The organism is Leisingera sp. SA32 (assembly GCF_056033425.1).
In genome coordinates this window covers 110,891-127,829 of record NZ_JBVYHB010000002.1, presented here as the reverse complement: position 1 = coordinate 127,829, position 16,939 = coordinate 110,891, and the positions used below count along the sequence as shown (strand labels likewise).

The following is a 16,939-nucleotide window of genomic DNA, read 5'->3' as shown; positions in this document are numbered from 1 at the left end:
TCCCTGTCCGACAGCCCGGCAGGCATGCGGCCGCGGGGTGTTACTGTTCAGAGAATGCGGCGGTGCGGATCGCCCGCAGCGGTTTCAGGAAATACTCGAACACCGTCTTGCTGCCGAGGCGAATGTCCGCAGCGACCGACAAACCTGGCCGCAGCTTCAGGTCTTTCTGTTTGGCGCCCATTTCCGGCAGGATACGCAGCCGCACCAGATAGGCGGCTTCGCCATTGTCCAAAATCTCCGAACTGGGCGAAACAGAGGCCACCGTGGCAGCGAGGGTACCGAACCGCGCCGTGTCGAAAGTCAGCAGATTGAGGGCGCCGTCAAACCCCGGCTCGATACCGCCGATCCGGCTGGCCGGTATCAGAACCTCGGCAAACAATTCGGCGCCTTCTGGCACAACTTCGGCGACGGCCCCGCCGGGGCTGATGACCTGCCCTTTGGTGTCGACCTCGACCGTCTGCACCACGCCGTCAAACGGGCTGACCAGCACCCCGCTGTCCGCACGCAGCTGATACCGGGCGATTTCCTCGCCCAGTTCCGCCAGTTTTGCTTCTGTATCGGCAACGGTCCGGGCGGCGGTGCTTTTGCGGTCGGCAAGGTATTCGGTCTTTTCGCGCCGGGCCTTCTGCATGCCGATCTCAGCGGTGCGCTTCTCGGCCCTCGCCACGGCGATTTGCTCTCGGACTTCGATCAGGCTCAACTCCGCCTGGTCCTTGTCGCGTCGGCTGATGAAGCCGCCATTGTTGAAGGACCGCTCAAATGACGCAAGCCGCTCGGCCAGAATAACCCGCCGTCGCTCCAGCTCTACCAGACGTGCGGACGCTTCAGCTTTGCGGGCTGTGGCAAGCTCCAGATCCGCCGAGATCAGGTCAATTCTGGAGCGGACCGCCGCAGCCTCGGCCCTGAAGGACACCTGCTGGCTTTGGCTCAATTGGGTCTTCGAGGCGCCTGTGGGCGCGAATACCGTGTCATTCAATATTGCGGTTTGCAGCTCAAGTTCCAGTCGAAGCGCCGCTTCGCGCACCTTCAGCTGCTCCAGTTGCAGCAGGTCGCGCGAACGGTCGAAGGTGACCAGAGGATCCCCAGCCCCCACCTGCGACCCTTGCCGCACATGAACGGCGGTCACACGACCGCCATGTTCGCTTTGCAGGGTGCGCACGCCGTCCAGGGGCATGAGACGGCCTTCACCGGTCACGGTTTCGTATACCGGGGTCAGCGCAGCCCATGCTACAAAGCCCGCCGCGGCCAGTGCGATGAGCCAGATCAGACGGGCGTAACCTTTAGTGTCGGCGGGTTCCGAGAGGTCGGCCTCCAGCAGGAGCGCGCGTCGTTGAATAGCGTTGCCGACCGGGGGCTTCATGCCGGTCGATGCCGCCGGATTGCTGTGACCTGTCATGCGGCTTTTTCCTTCTTTCGCTTGGTCGGCTGGGGCATGCCGTCGCGCAGGGGTAATTCGAGATCTGCAAGGCGGATGTGGCTGGGGCGGTGCGTCACCATCAGCGTGGTAACATCTCCCTTGCGGCGTTGGATGGCGTCGATCATTGCGGTTTCGAGAGCCCGGTCGAGCGATTGGGCCGGGTCGTCCAGCAGCAGGATCTTCGGTGCGCGCAGCAGCGCCTGCGCCACGGCCAGCGACTGTCGGAAACCGCTGGGCAGCGTGGCTTGGACCTGATCGGTCAACACCGTGTGAATGCCCTTCGGCAGCTGTTCGACAGCAGCGCGCAGCGAGAGTTCATCAAGGATCTCGAACATCTGCGGCTCTGTGGCAAAGGGGCAGGCGAGGCGCAGGTTCTGCGCCACGGAGCCATACACCAGCACCGGCCGCGCTGGCACATAGCTGATGAACTGGCGCAGCTGGGACACCGGGATCTGGCTGGCGTTGACCCCGTTAATCATCAGAACGCCGGTCTGCGGGTGCAAAAGACCCGCGACCATCCGCAAAAAGGTCGACTTGCCAGCCGCCGATGGACCGGTGACGGCAACCAAGGCCCCTTGCGGTATCCGCGTGCTCAGACCGCGCAGGGCGGGGGTGTTTTTGCTGCCATAGCGAAAGCCCACGGCGTTCAGAACGATGTCTCCGTCGACCGAGTATCGATGATGCACGCGTTTGGGGTCATGCTCCTCGCGCAGGGTAGAAAGCCGGTCCAGCTGGGTCGCGACACCTGCGATCTCAGCCCATTTTGTTGCCAGCAGAAAGGCGCATTGAACCGGGGAGATCGCACGCCACGTCAGCATTACCGCGCCGAGCAAAGCGCCGGAGGTCAGGTTGCCCTCCATCACTAGATAGGCACCAAACAGGGCTGTCAGGCCACCAGACACCGGGGTCGCCGATTTGCACACGGCGTCAATAACGCTTTGCGCCAGCTCTGCGCGTTGCCCCGCGATCGCCTTGCGTCGGCTGACGGTCTCCAGGCGTTCGCGCCACGCCCGCTGCTCGCCGGCGCAGCGGATGGCAACGGCGTTCTGGAACAGGTCGCTGGTGACCCTGTTTTCCTCCTCCGCGGCGCTCCGGGCGGCGGCCTCGGCGCGGCGCAGGCGCGGCACCAGAAAGGCCGCAAGAAGGCCGAAACCCAGCATCAGGACAACGGGAACAAAGCCAAGCGGGCCCGCAATCGCAAAGATCGCCGCGACGGTGAGCAGGGAAAACGGCAGATCGGCAACGGCGTCGGCCGCGTTGCCAACAAGCTGGCTGGCCATGCGGCTGAACTGCCGGATCCGGGCTTCCTGACTGCTGACAGGGCTGGCAATTATGCTCTGAAGCGGCAGCGAGATAATCTTGCGCAGCACGGTGGTCGCGACGAGAAACTCCATCCGGGCCGCGATGCGGGCAAGGCTGCGGGCCTTGAGATTGCGCAGTCCCATGTCCAGCAGCAACAACATGGCCAGGCCGAGCACGAGCCAGGCGAGCGTGTCGTGCGCCTCTGCCGGAATGACCGCGTCATAAACGGCGATCACGCCGAAGGCGATGACCAATGCCGCTACATTGCTGACGGTCTTTGCAGCAAGCGCCTGTATCCAGTTCTGCCGAAACCGTGTTACCAGTTGCCTGACAAAGCCGCCGGGCGGTGTTTGCGCGGGTTTGCTGAAGCTCAGCGTCAGGGTCCGGGGTGTCACCCCGTTCTTGCAGCATTCCCCGGTGGCAGCCTCGCGCAAGATGGCGCCGCCGTCCGCATCGGTCTCCACCACGAGAATGCGGCCGTCGTCAGGGACCAGCGCCGTTCCAGGGGCGAGGTCTTCGACCCGGCGGTTGCCAAGGCGACCTTGCGTGCTGGATATGCCCAGCCGTGACAGGATTGACCGCAGGTCCGAGGTCGTCAGCCGGTCCGGCAAATGCGGCAGGGCGCGCACGAATCTCTCGCGGGAGCCAGTCCAGCCGAAAGTGGCCAATATTCGCAGCACCGCAGCAAGCACCGGGTCATCGGATGTCACGCCCCAGCATTTGCTCGTATCTATACTGTCCGCAATTGCATCCAGCCCCATGGCACTGAACGCGGCGTGTTTTCCATCACGGGCCGGGAGTTGTGCGGTCATGCTGCACCAGCCGCGTCGATGGCAGCCGCCGTGCGGGGCAGCGATGCGGAGGACAGATCACGGGAAACTGTCAGATTGCCGTTCTCAAGTTGGAACCGACGGTGGGCGATTGCAGCAAAGGATGGCCGCTGGGTCACAAGGACTGTGATCGTGTGCTGCCGCCGCCGTTTCAGCGCCTCCAGCAGTAGCCGGTCAGACCGGAAATCCAACAGGGCATTGGCTTCGTCAAACAGGATGACCTGGGGGGACTTGACCAGCGCCGCGACCATCGGCAGTTGCGACTGCACGGCCACGGGAATGTCCGCGCCGGTTGCGTTCAGGGATTTGTCAACGAAATCATCAGGCTGCGAGGCGAAGTAGTCAGCCAGTCCCAGTTCTCGGGCGATTTCAAGCGCGTCGGGCAGAAGGGCTGTTCCGCCCATCCCTGTAAGCGCATCCATCACGCTCCCCGAGGAATGCACCGGCGCCGATTGCATGAAGGCAAAGCGGCTTGCGATGTGATCCGGGTGATAGCGGGAGACGTCAACGCCGTTGACCAGAACCTTGCCCGAACTCGGGCTGTGCTGACCCAGCATCGTTTTCAACAACGTGGACTTGCCGCTGCCGCTGGCACCACTGATGGCGATCGTCTCTCCTTGCTGTAGCGACAGGTTCAACCCTTCACACACGAGGTTTCCGGCAGCAGAATGCACATCCAGATCAACCAGTTCCAGGCTTTCGATCCGCTCTGTTGGATGCAGCGTTCCCACAGCGTTAGGGGCCGCCAGGGCGCTGTCCAGCCGGTCCAGTGCCGGGCGGATCGCCAGGTTTCCGGAGAGCGCCGCCTGCAATTTCACAAAGGGGGCGATGACGCGGCCTGACAGCAGGATGGTTGCGGCCAGTTCCCCAGGGGTCAGCGTCCTGTTGATCACGAAGGGCGCGCCGACCATGGCGATAAGCATCGGTGCCGCCTTGGAGATCGCTTCCGCGGAGGCCCGGCCAGAGGTTTGACGAAAAACCAGCTCCTGGGTCACTTCCGCCCCTCTTGCCACCAGCCTTTCATGGCGGCGCATCATGAATTCCGCCGCGCCAAGACCCTTGAGATGCTCAATGCCCGACAGCACTTCCAGGACAAAACTGCTGGAGCGCGCAGAGATGTCGCGGCGGGTCTCATTCAGGTCGCGCAGCATCTTGCGACCTTGCGACCGCAGGATAAGAACCGCTGCCAGAATGCCCAGTATCGCTACCGCGAGCCATGGCTCGATGACCCAGAAAACCGCCAGAAACACGCCGGCAAACGGCAGATCGACCAGCGACAGCCGTTGACCGCCGGAATTCATCTGCTGCACCTTGCCGATGGTCTCAAGCGCCTCTTGCCCTGCCTGCGCCGGTGCCTGCTGTCCGCTGTCGGCGGATTGGTACAGGACCGTCTCGAAGAGCCGCAGCTTGGTCTCGAGTTCGTAGCGCATCGCAAACGCGGACTGCAGACCGGCCAGCGCGATCCGGACCGCGGCCTCAGCCAAAACCGCTCCCACAAGGATCACAGCCAGCACAATCAGCGTTTCGGTCGCCTTGTTGGGGATCACCCGGTCAAAAACCTGAATGGTGATAAGCGGGAGAACCAGCCCCAGCGTATTTGCCAGCGCGGCTCCCATCTCCGCCGAGGCACTGGTCTGCACCTGGTGCCGTCGAAATACTGTTAAAAACTTTCCGGCCAAGGCTCAGCCTTTCAAGAAGTTGCCGCAACAAACGTAGCGGTCGGAGGTTAACGACTGGGAAAAATGGAAAAGTCTGCGTGTTTCCAAGCACTACCAGCTGATGTTTTCGATGCCGTCGAAGTCGATCTCCTCGCCGTCGTCGAATGTGATCCTACCGGAAGCGCCTTCCGACAGATTGACGATTCCGTCCCCTACATTTTCCACGGATCCGGTCTCAACCTGCAAAACCCAGCCGTTACCCTCCACTGTGTTGCCCTCCGCCACTGCGGCACCTTCGCCGGTTTCCAGGCGGATCGTGTCGTGCCAGCCGCTGCCGCCGTCGATCGCGTCGGATCCGTCGCCGGCCGCGTAGAGGAACAGGTCGTCACCGGCGCCACCGCTCAGGGTGTCATCGCCGCTGCCTCCCTGCAGCGTGTCGTCGCCGTCTCCCCCCTGCAACACATCGTCGCCCGCGCCGCCCGAAAGGTCGTCGTCGCCACGGTTGCCATCGATGGTGTCGTCCTGATCGGTGCCGATGACGGTGTCATCGCCGTAACCTGCGTCGATCTCCTCGATCTCGCTCAGCTGGATACCGCTGGAGAAGTCCAGCGTCTCGCTGTCGGCGGTGCCCGCGATGACATCATAGCCATCGCCGCCGCGGATTTCCTCGACGGAGATCAGATTGCCAAGTCCGTCGGTCACCCGGAAGGTGTCACCATAGCGGCTGCCCTGCAGCACGTCATGGCCTTCGCCGCCGTCGATCTGGTCAGTGCCCGCGGAGGAGCCGTAGACCAGGAAGGTGTCGTCGCCCGCACCGCCCGAGAGGTCGTCGTCGCCGCGGTTGCCTTCGATGGTGTCGTCCTGATCGGTGCCGATCACGGTGTCGTCACCGTCGCCCGCGTCGATCTCCTCGATCTCGGTCAGCTGGATGCCGCTGGAGAAGTCCAGCGTCTCGCTGTCGGCGGTGCCCGCGATGACATCATAGCCATCGCCGCCGCGGATTTCCTCGACGGAGGTCAGATTGCCAAGTCCGTCGGTCACCCGGAAGGTGTCACCATAGCGGCTGCCCTGCAGCACGTCATGGCCTTCGCCGCCGTCGATCTGGTCAGTGCCCGCGGAGGAGCCGTAGACCAGGAAGGTGTCGTCGCCCGCACCGCCCGAGAGGTCGTCGTCGCCGCGGTTGCCTTCGATGGTGTCGTCCTGATCGGTGCCGATCACGGTGTCGTCACCGTCGCCCGCGTCGATCTCCTCGATCTCGGTCAGCTGGATGCCGCTGGAGAAGTCCAGCGTCTCGCTGTCGGCGGTGCCCGCGATGACATCATAGCCATCGCCGCCGCGGATTTCCTCGACGGAAGTGAGATTGCCAAGTCCGTCGGTCACCCGGAAGGTGTCACCATAGCGGCTGCCCTGCAGCACGTCATGGCCTTCGCCGCCGTCGATCTGATCGGTGCCCGCGGAGGATCCGTAGACCAGGAAGGTGTCGTCGCCCGCACCGCCCGAGAGGTCGTCGTCGCCGCGGTTGCCTTCGATGGTGTCGTCCTGATCGGTGCCGATCACGGTGTCGTCACCGTCGCCCGCGTCGATCTCCTCGATCTCGGTCAGCTGGATGCCGCTGGAGAAGTCCAGCGTCTCGCTGTCGGCGGTGCCCGCGATGACGTCATAGCCGTCGCCGCCGCGGATCTCCTCGACGGAGGTCAGATTCCCGAGGCCGTCGGTCACCCGGAAGGTATCGCCATAGCGGCTGCCCTGCAGCACGTCATGGCCTTCGCCGCCGTCGATCTGATCGGTGCCCGCGGAGGAGCCGTAGACCAGGAAGGTGTCGTCGCCCGCACCGCCCGAGAGGTCGTCGTCGCCGCGGTTGCCTTCGATGGTGTCGTCCTGATCGGTGCCGATTACGGTGTCGTCACCGTCGCCCGCGTCGATCTCCTCGATCTCGGTCAGCTGGATGCCGCTGGAGAAGTCCAGCGTCTCGCTGTCGGCGGTGCCCGCGATGACATCATAGCCATCGCCGCCGCGGATTTCCTCGACGGAGGTCAGATTGCCAAGTCCGTCGGTCACCCGGAAGGTGTCACCATAGCGGCTGCCCTGCAGCACGTCATGGCCTTCGCCGCCGTCGATCTGATCGGTGCCCGCGGAGGATCCGTAGACCAGGAAGGTGTCGTCGCCCGCACCGCCCGAGAGGTCGTCGTCGCCGCGGTTGCCTTCGATGGTGTCGTCCTGATCGGTGCCGATCACGGTGTCGTCACCGTCGCCCGCGTCGATCTCCTCGATCTCGGTCAGCTGGATGCCGCTGGAGAAGTCCAGCGTCTCGCCGTCGGCGGTGCCCGCGATGACATCATAGCCATCGCCGCCGCGGATTTCCTCGACGGAGGTCAGATTGCCAAGTCCGTCGGTCACCCGGAAGGTATCGCCATAGCGGCTGCCATGCAGCACGTCATGGCCTTCGCCGCCGTCGATCTGATCGGTGCCCGCGGAGGATCCGTAGACCAGGAAGGTGTCGTCGCCCGCACCACCCGAGAGGTCGTCGTCGCCGCGGTTGCCTTCGATGGTGTCGGCTCCCCCGCCGCCAACCAACTGATCTTCGTCGTCCGTGCCTCTTAGGAAGAGTCCTTCAGGCTCCTCCTCTGGTTCTGGCTCCGGATCGGCTACAGGCTCGTCTTCCGGTGCGGGTTCCTCCACCGGTTGCGGTTCGGGCTCCGGGTCCGTTGCAGGCTCGGCCTCCGGTACGGGGTCCTCCACCGGTTGCGGCTCGGGGTCCGGGTCCGTTGCGGGCTTGTCTTCCGGTACGGGGTCCTCCACCGGTTGCGGCTCGGGCTCCGGGTCCGTTGCGGGCTCGTCTTCCGGTGCGGGGTCCTCCACCGGTTGCGGTTCGGGGGCCGGGTCCGTTGCGGGTTCGTCTTCCGGTGCGGATTCCTCCACCGGTTGCGGTTCGGGCTCCGGGTCCGTTGCGGGCTCGTCTTCCGAGGCGGAGACCTCCACCGGTTGCGGCTCGGGCTCCGGGTCGGTTGCGGGCTCGTCTTCCGGTGCGGGGTCCTCCACCGGTTGCGGTTCGGTCTCCGGGTCCGTTGCGGGCTCGTCTTCCGGTGCGGGGTCCTCCACCGGCTGCGGTTCGGGCTCCGGGTCCGTTGCGGGCTCGTCTTCCGGTGCGGGTTCCTCCACCGGCTGCGGTTCGGGCTCCGGGTCCGTTGCGGGCTCGTCTTCCGGTGCGGGTTCCTCCACCGGTTGCGGATCGGGCTCCGGATCGGTTTCAGGCTCGTCCTCCGGTGCGGGGTCCTCCACCGGTTGCGGTTCGGGGTCCGGGTCCGTTGCGGGCTCGTCTTCCGAGGCGGAGACCTCCACCGGTTGCGGCTTGGGCTCCGGGTCGGTTGCGGACTCGTCTTCCGAGGCGGAGACCTCCACCGGTTGCGGCTCGGGGTCCGGGTCCGTTGCGGGCTCGGCCTCCGGTGCGGGGTCCTCCACCGGTTGCGGCTCGGGGTCCGGGTCCGTTGCGGGCTCTTCTTCCGGGGCGGGGTCCTCCACCGGTTGCGGCTCGGGCTCCGGGTCGGTTGCGGGCTCGTCTTCCGGTGCGGGGTCCTCCACCGGTTGCGGTTCGGGCTCCGGGTCCGTTGCGGGCTCGTCTTCCGGTGCGGGGTCCTCCACCGGTTGCGGTTTGGGCTCCGGGTCGGTTGCGGGCTCGTCCTCTGGGGTGGGGTCCTCCACCGGTTGCGGTTCGGGGGCCGGGTCGCTGAGCGGTTCCTCGTGCCGTGTGGGGGTCGGTTCTGCGCTCAGACGGACGTCCGAGCCATCTCCGGAACTTTCCGGACGCGCGGGATCTGTCACGGGAGCCGACGGCGTCTCTTCTCGTGGGGCGGCCTCTTGCGCGGGGTTCGGATTGGAAACCCGCATCTGCGTGGGGCTTGCCTCAGCGTTGGCAGTGCTGTGGTGGTGTGGCGCCTGCGTTGTGTCCGCAGCGTCGTTGTCGTGCGCAGAGGGCTTGGCGGCGCTTTGTGCCGAAGCCCCGCTTTCCTCGGACAATTGCGCGGGGTGTTCCGGCCGGGCCACGCGCGACGGATCCGTTGCAGGGGGCAGAATTCGCCAGCCGGAATTTCCGGGGTCCTCAGCATACATGCCAAGTGCGGAGTGCTTTGGAGAGAAGGCCGAAAGTGCCGCCCCGTCTGCGGGCAGAAGCGGCGTGTCAGAGACAAGGTCACTCTGGTCAATGGCATCAGTTTCCCGACGCTCCTCAGCGGCTTGATGACTGTTTGGACCCAGCGCTGAGCCCTCGGCATCGACTTTTTTAGGATCCCGCACGGCAAATTCCTTCAGTTCAACTGAGTACTAGGTAACGGCAAAAGGTTAAGAAATGGCAGAAACCACCAGTTTTTCGGTACTTGGGTCCCGAACGACACCCGCGCACCTGCCGAGCTGATGCGACGAATGTGCCCGCCGCCTGCGCCAGTCCCAAAGTGGCTTGTGGTTGGCGCCGGGCGTTGTACCCTCTGTCGGATAGAACACCGGCTGACGGAGGGATGGGTGGCTGACGACTGTATTTTTTGCCGGATTGCGGAGGGTCAGCTTGCCGCCCACAAGCTGTTCGAAGATGATCTCGTTCTTGCGTTTCTGGATCTGCACCCGATCCGCGAAGGACACGCATTGGTGATCCCCAAGCACCATCACCCCTGGTTCGAAGACCTGCCGACGGAAACCGCCGGGCGGATCATGGCCGTGGGGCAGCAGCTGGCGCGCGCTATGAAACGGGAATGGGCTGTCGAACGCGTGTCGTTCTTTTTTACCGGCATCCACGTGCAACATGCGCACGCGCACGTGGTGCCGATGTTCCACCGGCACGATGTCACGTCCGCGCGCTATATCGAACAGGGGATTGACGCATTTGCCATGCCCCCGTGTCCCGGCGACGCAGCACTGGCGCAAACGGCCAAGCGCCTGTGTATGCGATTGACAGAACCTACCTGACCGTGGGCCACCTAGCGGTGCTTAGCTGCCGTCGGACCACTGGCAGCGTCGCAAGTAGAGCAGCCTATCCGCAAGGGAGCGTCAGCAACGCGGGTCCGGTAAAGGGCAGGATCGGAGGTTCGGGGTTCTGTGCCACGGGACTGCTGCGAACGAAGTCGCAAATGTCTTGGTCGGTCTCAGTCCCGTAGCGTCGGTCCGCATCGCTTTCCACAAGGTAAACCGGGGCCTCGGGCCGACTGTCCGTGCTGACATGTGGCGCCGCCCGCTGGGCGTGCATTCGCCGAGTCCTGGTGTTCTCCTCAAGGCAACACGGCGAGGGCATTTCTGCTCTTGTGTGCAGCACCGTCCTCGGGGCAGATTTGCGCAGACCTGTGACCCCAGCCGAGGCCCGATGCGCGCCAATCACCTAAAGCAGATGCTTCTGCCAGACACCTGTGACCTGCTCACCGCGGAGCCGGGGCTGTCGGCATTGCTCGGGATCGACGCGGGTGAGCTGGCGGATCTGCCCGACCTGCTGGGCGCGGCGCTGGCAGCCTGCCTGCCCGAGGGAACGGCGCGGTCCTGGCTGCGCGCGTTGGCGGTCGAGCTGTTTCGCCACGATGCCGATCTGCTGGAGACTTCGCTTGACGATTTGCTGGTCACCAGCGCGCGCGACGATCAACCCGGTGGAGCGCCGCAGGTGCTGCTGTTTGCAAACGGTTACCACGCGCTTTTGTCCTACCGGCTCAGCCATGCGCTCTGGTTGGCGGGACGTGAGACGCTGGCGCTTGCCATAAAGGCGCAATTCACCCGTGCCCTCTCGGTTGAGATCTGGCCGCAAGCGCAGATCGGGCGCGGTGTCTGGCTCGACCACGGGCTGGGACTGGTGATCGGTCAGACCACTGTCATCGAGGAGGATGTCAGCCTTTGGCATGGTGTCACGCTGGGATCGAATTTCGTCGACATGGGCGCGGGGCGCCACCCGAGGGTGCGCCGCGGTGCGGTCATCGGGGCGGGGGCGCTAATCCTTGGGCCGGTTGAGGTGGGGGCAGGAGCGACCGTGGCCGCCGGGGCGATCGTCACCAGGGATGTACCAGCCGGTCACGTGGTTACTGGACCGCGCGCCACCGACCGGGGTGCGGGCCGGTTCGCGGGGTTCCCTGCGCTCGTGGAACTGAAGGGGCGCGAGACGTGACTGCGCTCGGTATCGATCACCCGCTCGTCTGCGTGCGCAACCTCGCGGCCACCCGCGAGACCTATCTGTCGCTCGGCTTTCTGATGAAGCCGCCGGGGATGCACCCATGGGGGACCTCGACTGCGCTGGTCATCTTCAAGAACCAGTTGCTGGAGCTGGTAGGCATCGGTGATGAGGCGCTGCTTAGTGGCTATGCGGCGGGGGATTTTTGTTTCGGTCTCCACATCCAACGCTGGCTGGCACAGCGCGAAGGGGTGTCGCTCTCTGCATTGAATTCGACCGATGCGGCGGCAGATGAGGCGGCGGTGGTCGCCCGCGGCGGGCGCTGCGAGGGCACCGTTGAGTTCGGCCGAGACGTGACCCGTGACGACGGCACACCCGACCGCACCGCGACCACGCTGAAGATTTTCACCAGGCCCGGCCTTCCGCGCCTGTCGATGTTCGCCTGCCAGCAGCACCGGCGCGACCTCATCGAATTTCCCAGCTGGATGAACCACCCGAACGGCGCGCACGGGTTCGTCTCGGCCACGATACTGGCGGAGCCTGCCGACCAGCCCGCGGTGAAGGATTGGTTGGCCACGCTGCACGGGTCCGAGGCCGTCACCGAGACTGACCTGGGGTTTACCGTTGCCACCGGCAAGGGGCATTGGCGGGTGTTGGGCCGCGACGCCGCATCCACAGTCTTTGGCCCGCTGCCCGAGGAGCTCGCCCCCGATGGTGCGCCCTCGGTGATCTCACTCGATATTGCCTGCCGCGCGCTGGACCAGATCCGCCCCTTCGTGGCGGCGGGCGGCTTTGCCACCCGCGAGACCGCCGATGCGCTGGTCCTCACCGAACCCGCCCGTCTGGGCGGCATTCTTTTGACATTTCAGGAGGCGCCAGAGGCGCCCTGACCCAACCCGGGCTGCATCCGCGCCCCAAGGAGACCCCATGTTCGACCAAGACCATATCGCAGAAGCCATCAACTGGCGCCACGACCTGCACCGTCACCCTGAGTTGGGTTTCGAGGAACATCGGACCTCGGAGATGATCGCAGGGCTGCTCACCGGATGGGGCTGGCGGGTGCATCGCGGGCTTGCGGGCACCGGCGTGGTGGCGCAGATGGGGCAGGGCGCTCCGGTGATCGGCCTGCGCGCCGACATCGACGCGCTGCCGATCGTTGAGGCGACCGGTTTGGACCACGCCTCGACCATCCCCGGCAAGATGCATGCCTGCGGCCACGACGGGCACACGGCGATGCTGCTGCTCGCAGCGCGCAAGATCGCCGAGGAGGGGGGCAAGGCCGGCACCGTCACCCTGATTTTCCAACCCGCCGAGGAAAGCGAAGGCGGCGCGCGGGTGATGGTTGAGCAGGGGCTGTTCACGCAATTCCCGATCGACAAGGTTTTTGGTATCCACAATTGGCCGGGTCTCGCACCGGGGCGCTTTGTGGCGCGCGACGACAAGATGATGGCGGCCTTCTCTGTTTTCGACATTGAGATCCGCGGCAATGGTGGCCACGGCGCCATGCCTGAGCAGTCCGACGGGGTGATCGCCGCTGCAGGGCGCACGGCGGCGGCGTTGCAGGAAATCCCCGCCCGCGCGCTGTCGCCGCTGGAGCCGGGCGTCGTCTCCGTCACGCAGATCCACAGCGGTTCTGCCTACAACGTGTGCCCCGATCGCGCCGTTCTGAGCGGCACCTGCCGCTGGTTTGGCGCCGAGGCGGGGGACATCATCGAAGAGCGGCTGCACCGTGTCGCCACTGCCGAGGCCGCGGCGCAGGGCTGCACCGCCAGTATCGACTACCAGCGCCGCTATCCGGCGACGATCAACACCGCCGCCGAGGCCGCGCTCGCGCGCGAGGTCGCGGCGGACATGGGTCTTGATACAGCAATGACAGGCCCGAGCATGGCATCGGAAGATTTCGCCTTCATGTTGAACGAGGTCCCCGGCGCCTACCTCTGGATTGGCGCGGCCCGCGAGGACGAAAATCCTGGGCTGCATTCGCCGAGGTTCGACTTCAACGACGCGGTGCTGCCAGCCGGGGCGGAGTTCTGGGTACGGCTTGCCCGCCGCGCGACCCAGGGCTGAGGCCGCGATGGACGCGCTTGACAGCCGCTTCCTGCGCGAGTTCCTCGCAGTCGCGCAAGAGGGCTCGATCCGCCGCGCCGCGGAGCGGCTGAATGTCGTGCCCTCCGCGATCTCTCGCAAGATCACGGAGGCCGAGGCGCGTCTGGGGGTCACGCTTTTTGATCGCAGCTCCCGGGGGGTGACGGTGACCGACGCTGGCGAGTTGCTGCGCGAGCACGCCCTGCACCTACGGGACGAGCAGACCTTCCTGCTCGATCAGATCAGCCGATACCGGTCGGGTCGCATCCAGACAGTGCGCATCGCGCTTGGCGAGGGGTTTACGGTGGATGTGATGGAAAACGGGCTGGCGGAGCTGTGCCGCCAGCAGCCCGACCTGCGCTTCTCCATCGACCATGCAGGCACCGATGAGCTACAACGCCGGGTGATCGACGGCGAGGCGGACATCGGAATCGCTTACAACCCGCTGGTGACCGAAGCGACCCGCTCGCTGGCGGTGGGGCGGCAGCCGCTCTGCGCGGTGGTGCCCGCGGGATCACCACTGTCAGGACGGCAGAGCGTGGGCCTTGCCGAGGTTCTCACCCATCCCGTGGCCATGCTTGATACCCGTCACGCCATTCGCCACCTTGTCGGTCAGGTCGCCGCCGAACGCGGTCTGGCGCTGCGGGTGCAGGTGGAGACGGCCTCCATTGCCCTGCTTCTGCGCTACGTGAGCGCGGGCATGGGTGTCACCTTCCTGCCGCGGTTTTCCGCGTCGATTCAGGCAGATCGCGGCGATCTTTCGGTGGTTGACCTGGATGAGCCTGCGCTGCACCGGGTCAGCTCGCATCTGATGGTGCGCGCCCGCCGCCGTCTGCCGAAATCGGTGGAGCTGGTCGCGAGCTTCCTGTCCAATCGCATGGTTGCCTTCCGCACCTAATCATCGGTGTTGCTCGTCAGGCAACGCGATGTGCGAATTATACCCCCTATCTGTGAACACCCTTTGTCCGCTTAGCTTGCCGCAACGCTGATCCAACACGGTCGGCAACAGACAAGGACAGGAGATCACATGGCAGAGGAAATGGGCAAGCGGGCCGGGGTGATCGGGCTGGGGGCGATGGGCTTGGGCATGGCGTCGAGCCTTGCGCGAGCGGGCTTTGAGGTTTTGGGCTTTGACCCCGCACCGACAGCACAGGCGCGCGCAAAAGAAGCGGGGATCGCGCCCAAGGAAAGCCCCGAGGCGGTTTTTGCCGGGGCGGAGTTCATCGTGCTGTCGCTGCCTACAGCGGCGCATGTGGAGGCGGCGGTTGCGGCGGCGCAAGGCGCGGGGCTGCTTGCGCCCGATGCCGCGCGCAAGGTTGTCATCGACACGTCCACGTCGGAGGCTGAGGTCAGCCGAAAGCTGGCGGGAGAGCTCGCCGGGGCAGGGCATGGCTTTCTCGATGCGCCGGTCAGCGGCGGGCCATCGGGCGCAGCGGCAGGGCAGCTTTCGGTAATGCTCGGCGGTGATGAGGCCTGGGTCAGCCGGGCGATGCCCGCCCTAGAGGCGATGGCGACGAAGATCCTTCACGTCGGCCCCAGCGGCGCGGGCAATGTCGCCAAGCTGGTCAACAATATGCTGGTCGCCAGCCATATGGTCACCACGCTGGAGGCGCTGCGGCTGGCCGAGGCAGCAGGCGTCAGTGCGGAAGACGCGTTGCGGGTTATCAACGCGGCCACCGGGCGCAGCGCGATTTCGGAAATCCACTACCCCAACTGGGTGCTGCCGCGCAGCTTTGATTCGGGCTTCAGCACCGGGTTGATGCGCAAGGACGTGCGCCTCGCCCGCGAGCTGGCCGAGCGCTCCGGCTGCGCCATGCCGGTGGCCGACCTGGTGGCCGAGCTTTGGGCCGAGGAAAACTCGGGTCTGAAGGACGCCGACGATTTCATGCACATGGGCGACCCTCGGGTGGATCGGCTCAGCAAAAAGGAGAAGATGTGATGGCCAAGGACATAGTCGATACCGCAGCGCGCGTGGCCGAATTGATGAAGGACCTGACCGGGTCGTCGGAGGTCCAGTCCTGGGTCGGCGGCGCGCTGGTGCCGGGCACCGGCAAGGGTCTGGACCTGACCGACCCCGCCACGGGCGAGGTCTTTGCGCGGTACAAGGACGCCGGGGCCGACGTGGTGGCCCAGGCCGCAGAAGCCGCGCGCCGCGCGCAAAAGGAGTGGTATGCCAAGACCGCGTCCGAGCGTGGGCGCATCATGTTCGAGATCGGTCGCCAGCTGCGCGAGAATGCGGCGGCACTGTCGGAGCTGGAGGCGCTCTCCTCGGGGCGTCCGATCCGCGACACCACCGGTGAACCCGCACGCATGGCCGAGATGTTCGAGTATTACGCGGGCTGGTGCGACAAGATCACTGGCGATGTGATCCCGGTGCCCTCCTCGCACCTGAACTATACCCGCCACGAGCCGCTTGGCGTGGTTAGCCAGATCACCCCGTGGAACGCCCCGCTGTTCACCTGCTGCTGGCAGGTCGCTCCGGCGATCTGCGCTGGCAACGGCGTGATGATAAAACCTTCGGAGCTGACGCCGCTGTCGTCCATCGTGGTCGGCATCCTGTGCGAAAAGGCGGGGGTGCCGAAGGGGCTTGTCAACGTCATCGCGGGCGACGGTCCGGTGTCGGGCCAGGCCATGATCGAGCACCCGGTAACGGCACTGGTTGTCTTTGTCGGCTCCGCCGAGGCAGGTACGAAGATCGCGGGCGCTGCGGCGAAACGGCTTGTCCCCTCGGTGCTGGAGCTGGGCGGAAAATCGGCCAATATCGTCTTTGGCGATGCCGATCTCGACCGGGCCGTGGTGGGCGCGCAGGCGGCGATCTTTGCGTCCTGTGGGCAAAGCTGCGTGGCCGGTTCGCGCCTTTTGGTACATCGTTCGATCCATGCCGAGATGGTCGACAAGCTGAGCGTCGCGGCGGGCAGTATCCCGGTCGGCGCGCCGATGGATCCGGCGACGCAGATCGGACCGGTGAACAACGCACGGCAATGGTCGAAGATCGACCAGATGGTGCGTGAAGCGCAGGCGCAGGGCGCAGAGATCACCAGCGGCGGGGCCAAGCCCGCCGCGCTGGCACTAAGTGGCGGCTTCTTCTTTGCCCCCACGGTGGTCGATCGGGTGACGCCACAGATGACCATCGCCAACGAGGAGGTCTTTGGCCCCGTGGTTTCGGTGTTGCCCTTCGACACCGAAGAAGAGGCCATCGCACTGGCCAATGCCACCCCTTACGGGCTGGCGGGCGCGGTCTGGACGCAGGACGTCGCTCGGGCCCACCGCATGGCGGCGCAGGTTTGCGCGGGCACCTTCTGGGTCAACAGCTACAAGACGATCAACGTCATGTCGCCCTTTGGCGGTTTCGGCCGCTCGGGCTATGGCCGCTCGTCCGGGCGCGAGGCGCTGGCTGCCTACACGCAGACCAAATCCGTCTGGGTCGAAACCGCGGAAAATCCCGTGCAGGGCTTTGGTTACGCGCCGGGCTGAGCAAAAAGTAATTACACTTCACAATTTGCTGCGGACCGGGTAT

11 protein-coding genes are annotated in these 16,939 nt (G+C 65.3%); 7 read left to right on the top strand and 4 right to left on the bottom strand.

The annotated features are described in order from the left end of the window. Positions 1–40: 40 nt before the first annotated feature. The 4 genes from AC0IPL_RS03235 to AC0IPL_RS03220 form a co-directional block, all read right to left on the bottom strand. A complete protein-coding gene (locus AC0IPL_RS03235; RefSeq protein ID WP_474272173.1) occupies positions 41–1,396 on the bottom strand; it encodes an HlyD family type I secretion periplasmic adaptor subunit in 1,356 nt (451 codons plus the stop codon). After that, a complete protein-coding gene (locus AC0IPL_RS03230; RefSeq protein WP_474272172.1) occupies positions 1,393–3,531 on the bottom strand; it encodes a peptidase domain-containing ABC transporter in 2,139 nt (712 codons plus the stop codon). Before AC0IPL_RS03230 ends, AC0IPL_RS03235 begins: the two co-directional genes overlap by 4 nt. Beyond that, on the bottom strand, positions 3,528–5,189 hold the full coding sequence (locus tag AC0IPL_RS03225; RefSeq protein ID WP_474272170.1) for an ATP-binding cassette domain-containing protein: 1,662 nt from the start codon (positions 5,187–5,189) through the stop codon (positions 3,528–3,530). The genes AC0IPL_RS03230 and AC0IPL_RS03225 overlap by 4 nt, the downstream gene beginning before the upstream one ends. A 129-nt stretch (positions 5,190–5,318) precedes the next feature. Further along, positions 5,319–9,026: a hypothetical protein gene (locus AC0IPL_RS03220; RefSeq protein ID WP_474272169.1), complete on the bottom strand. Its 3,708-nt coding sequence runs from the start codon at positions 9,024–9,026 to the stop codon at positions 5,319–5,321. Between the two features lie 693 nt (positions 9,027–9,719). On the opposite strand from AC0IPL_RS03220, the gene AC0IPL_RS03215 reads away from it, so the two are divergent. From AC0IPL_RS03215 to AC0IPL_RS03185, 7 genes are all read left to right on the top strand, one after another. Beyond that, positions 9,720–10,160: an HIT family protein gene (locus AC0IPL_RS03215; RefSeq protein ID WP_474272168.1), complete on the top strand. Its 441-nt coding sequence runs from the start codon at positions 9,720–9,722 to the stop codon at positions 10,158–10,160. A gap of 415 nt (positions 10,161–10,575) precedes the next feature. After that, entirely contained in the window at positions 10,576–11,334 is a 759-nt protein-coding gene (locus AC0IPL_RS03210) for a serine O-acetyltransferase (RefSeq protein ID WP_474272167.1), read from the top strand. Next, a complete protein-coding gene (locus tag AC0IPL_RS03205; protein WP_474272165.1) occupies positions 11,331–12,227 on the top strand; it encodes a VOC family protein in 897 nt (298 codons plus the stop codon). Before AC0IPL_RS03210 ends, AC0IPL_RS03205 begins: the two co-directional genes overlap by 4 nt. A gap of 37 nt (positions 12,228–12,264) precedes the next feature. Beyond that, positions 12,265–13,404 carry a M20 aminoacylase family protein gene (locus AC0IPL_RS03200; protein WP_474272164.1) on the top strand — a complete coding sequence of 380 codons (1,140 nt, stop codon included), beginning with the start codon at positions 12,265–12,267 and terminating at the stop codon, positions 13,402–13,404. A 7-nt stretch (positions 13,405–13,411) separates the two neighbouring features. Next, positions 13,412–14,320, top strand: a complete 909-nt coding sequence (locus AC0IPL_RS03195; RefSeq protein WP_474272162.1) for a LysR family transcriptional regulator — start codon at positions 13,412–13,414, stop codon at positions 14,318–14,320. Positions 14,321–14,407: 87 nt separating this feature from the next. Further along, entirely contained in the window at positions 14,408–15,361 is a 954-nt protein-coding gene (locus tag AC0IPL_RS03190; RefSeq protein ID WP_474272578.1) for an NAD(P)-dependent oxidoreductase, read from the top strand. Continuing rightward, the gene (locus AC0IPL_RS03185) at positions 15,361–16,896 is read left to right on the top strand and encodes an aldehyde dehydrogenase family protein (protein WP_474272161.1); all 1,536 of its coding nucleotides are present in this window, start codon (positions 15,361–15,363) and stop codon (positions 16,894–16,896) included. Before AC0IPL_RS03190 ends, AC0IPL_RS03185 begins: the two co-directional genes overlap by 1 nt. The last annotated feature ends 43 nt before the right edge of the window (positions 16,897–16,939 follow it).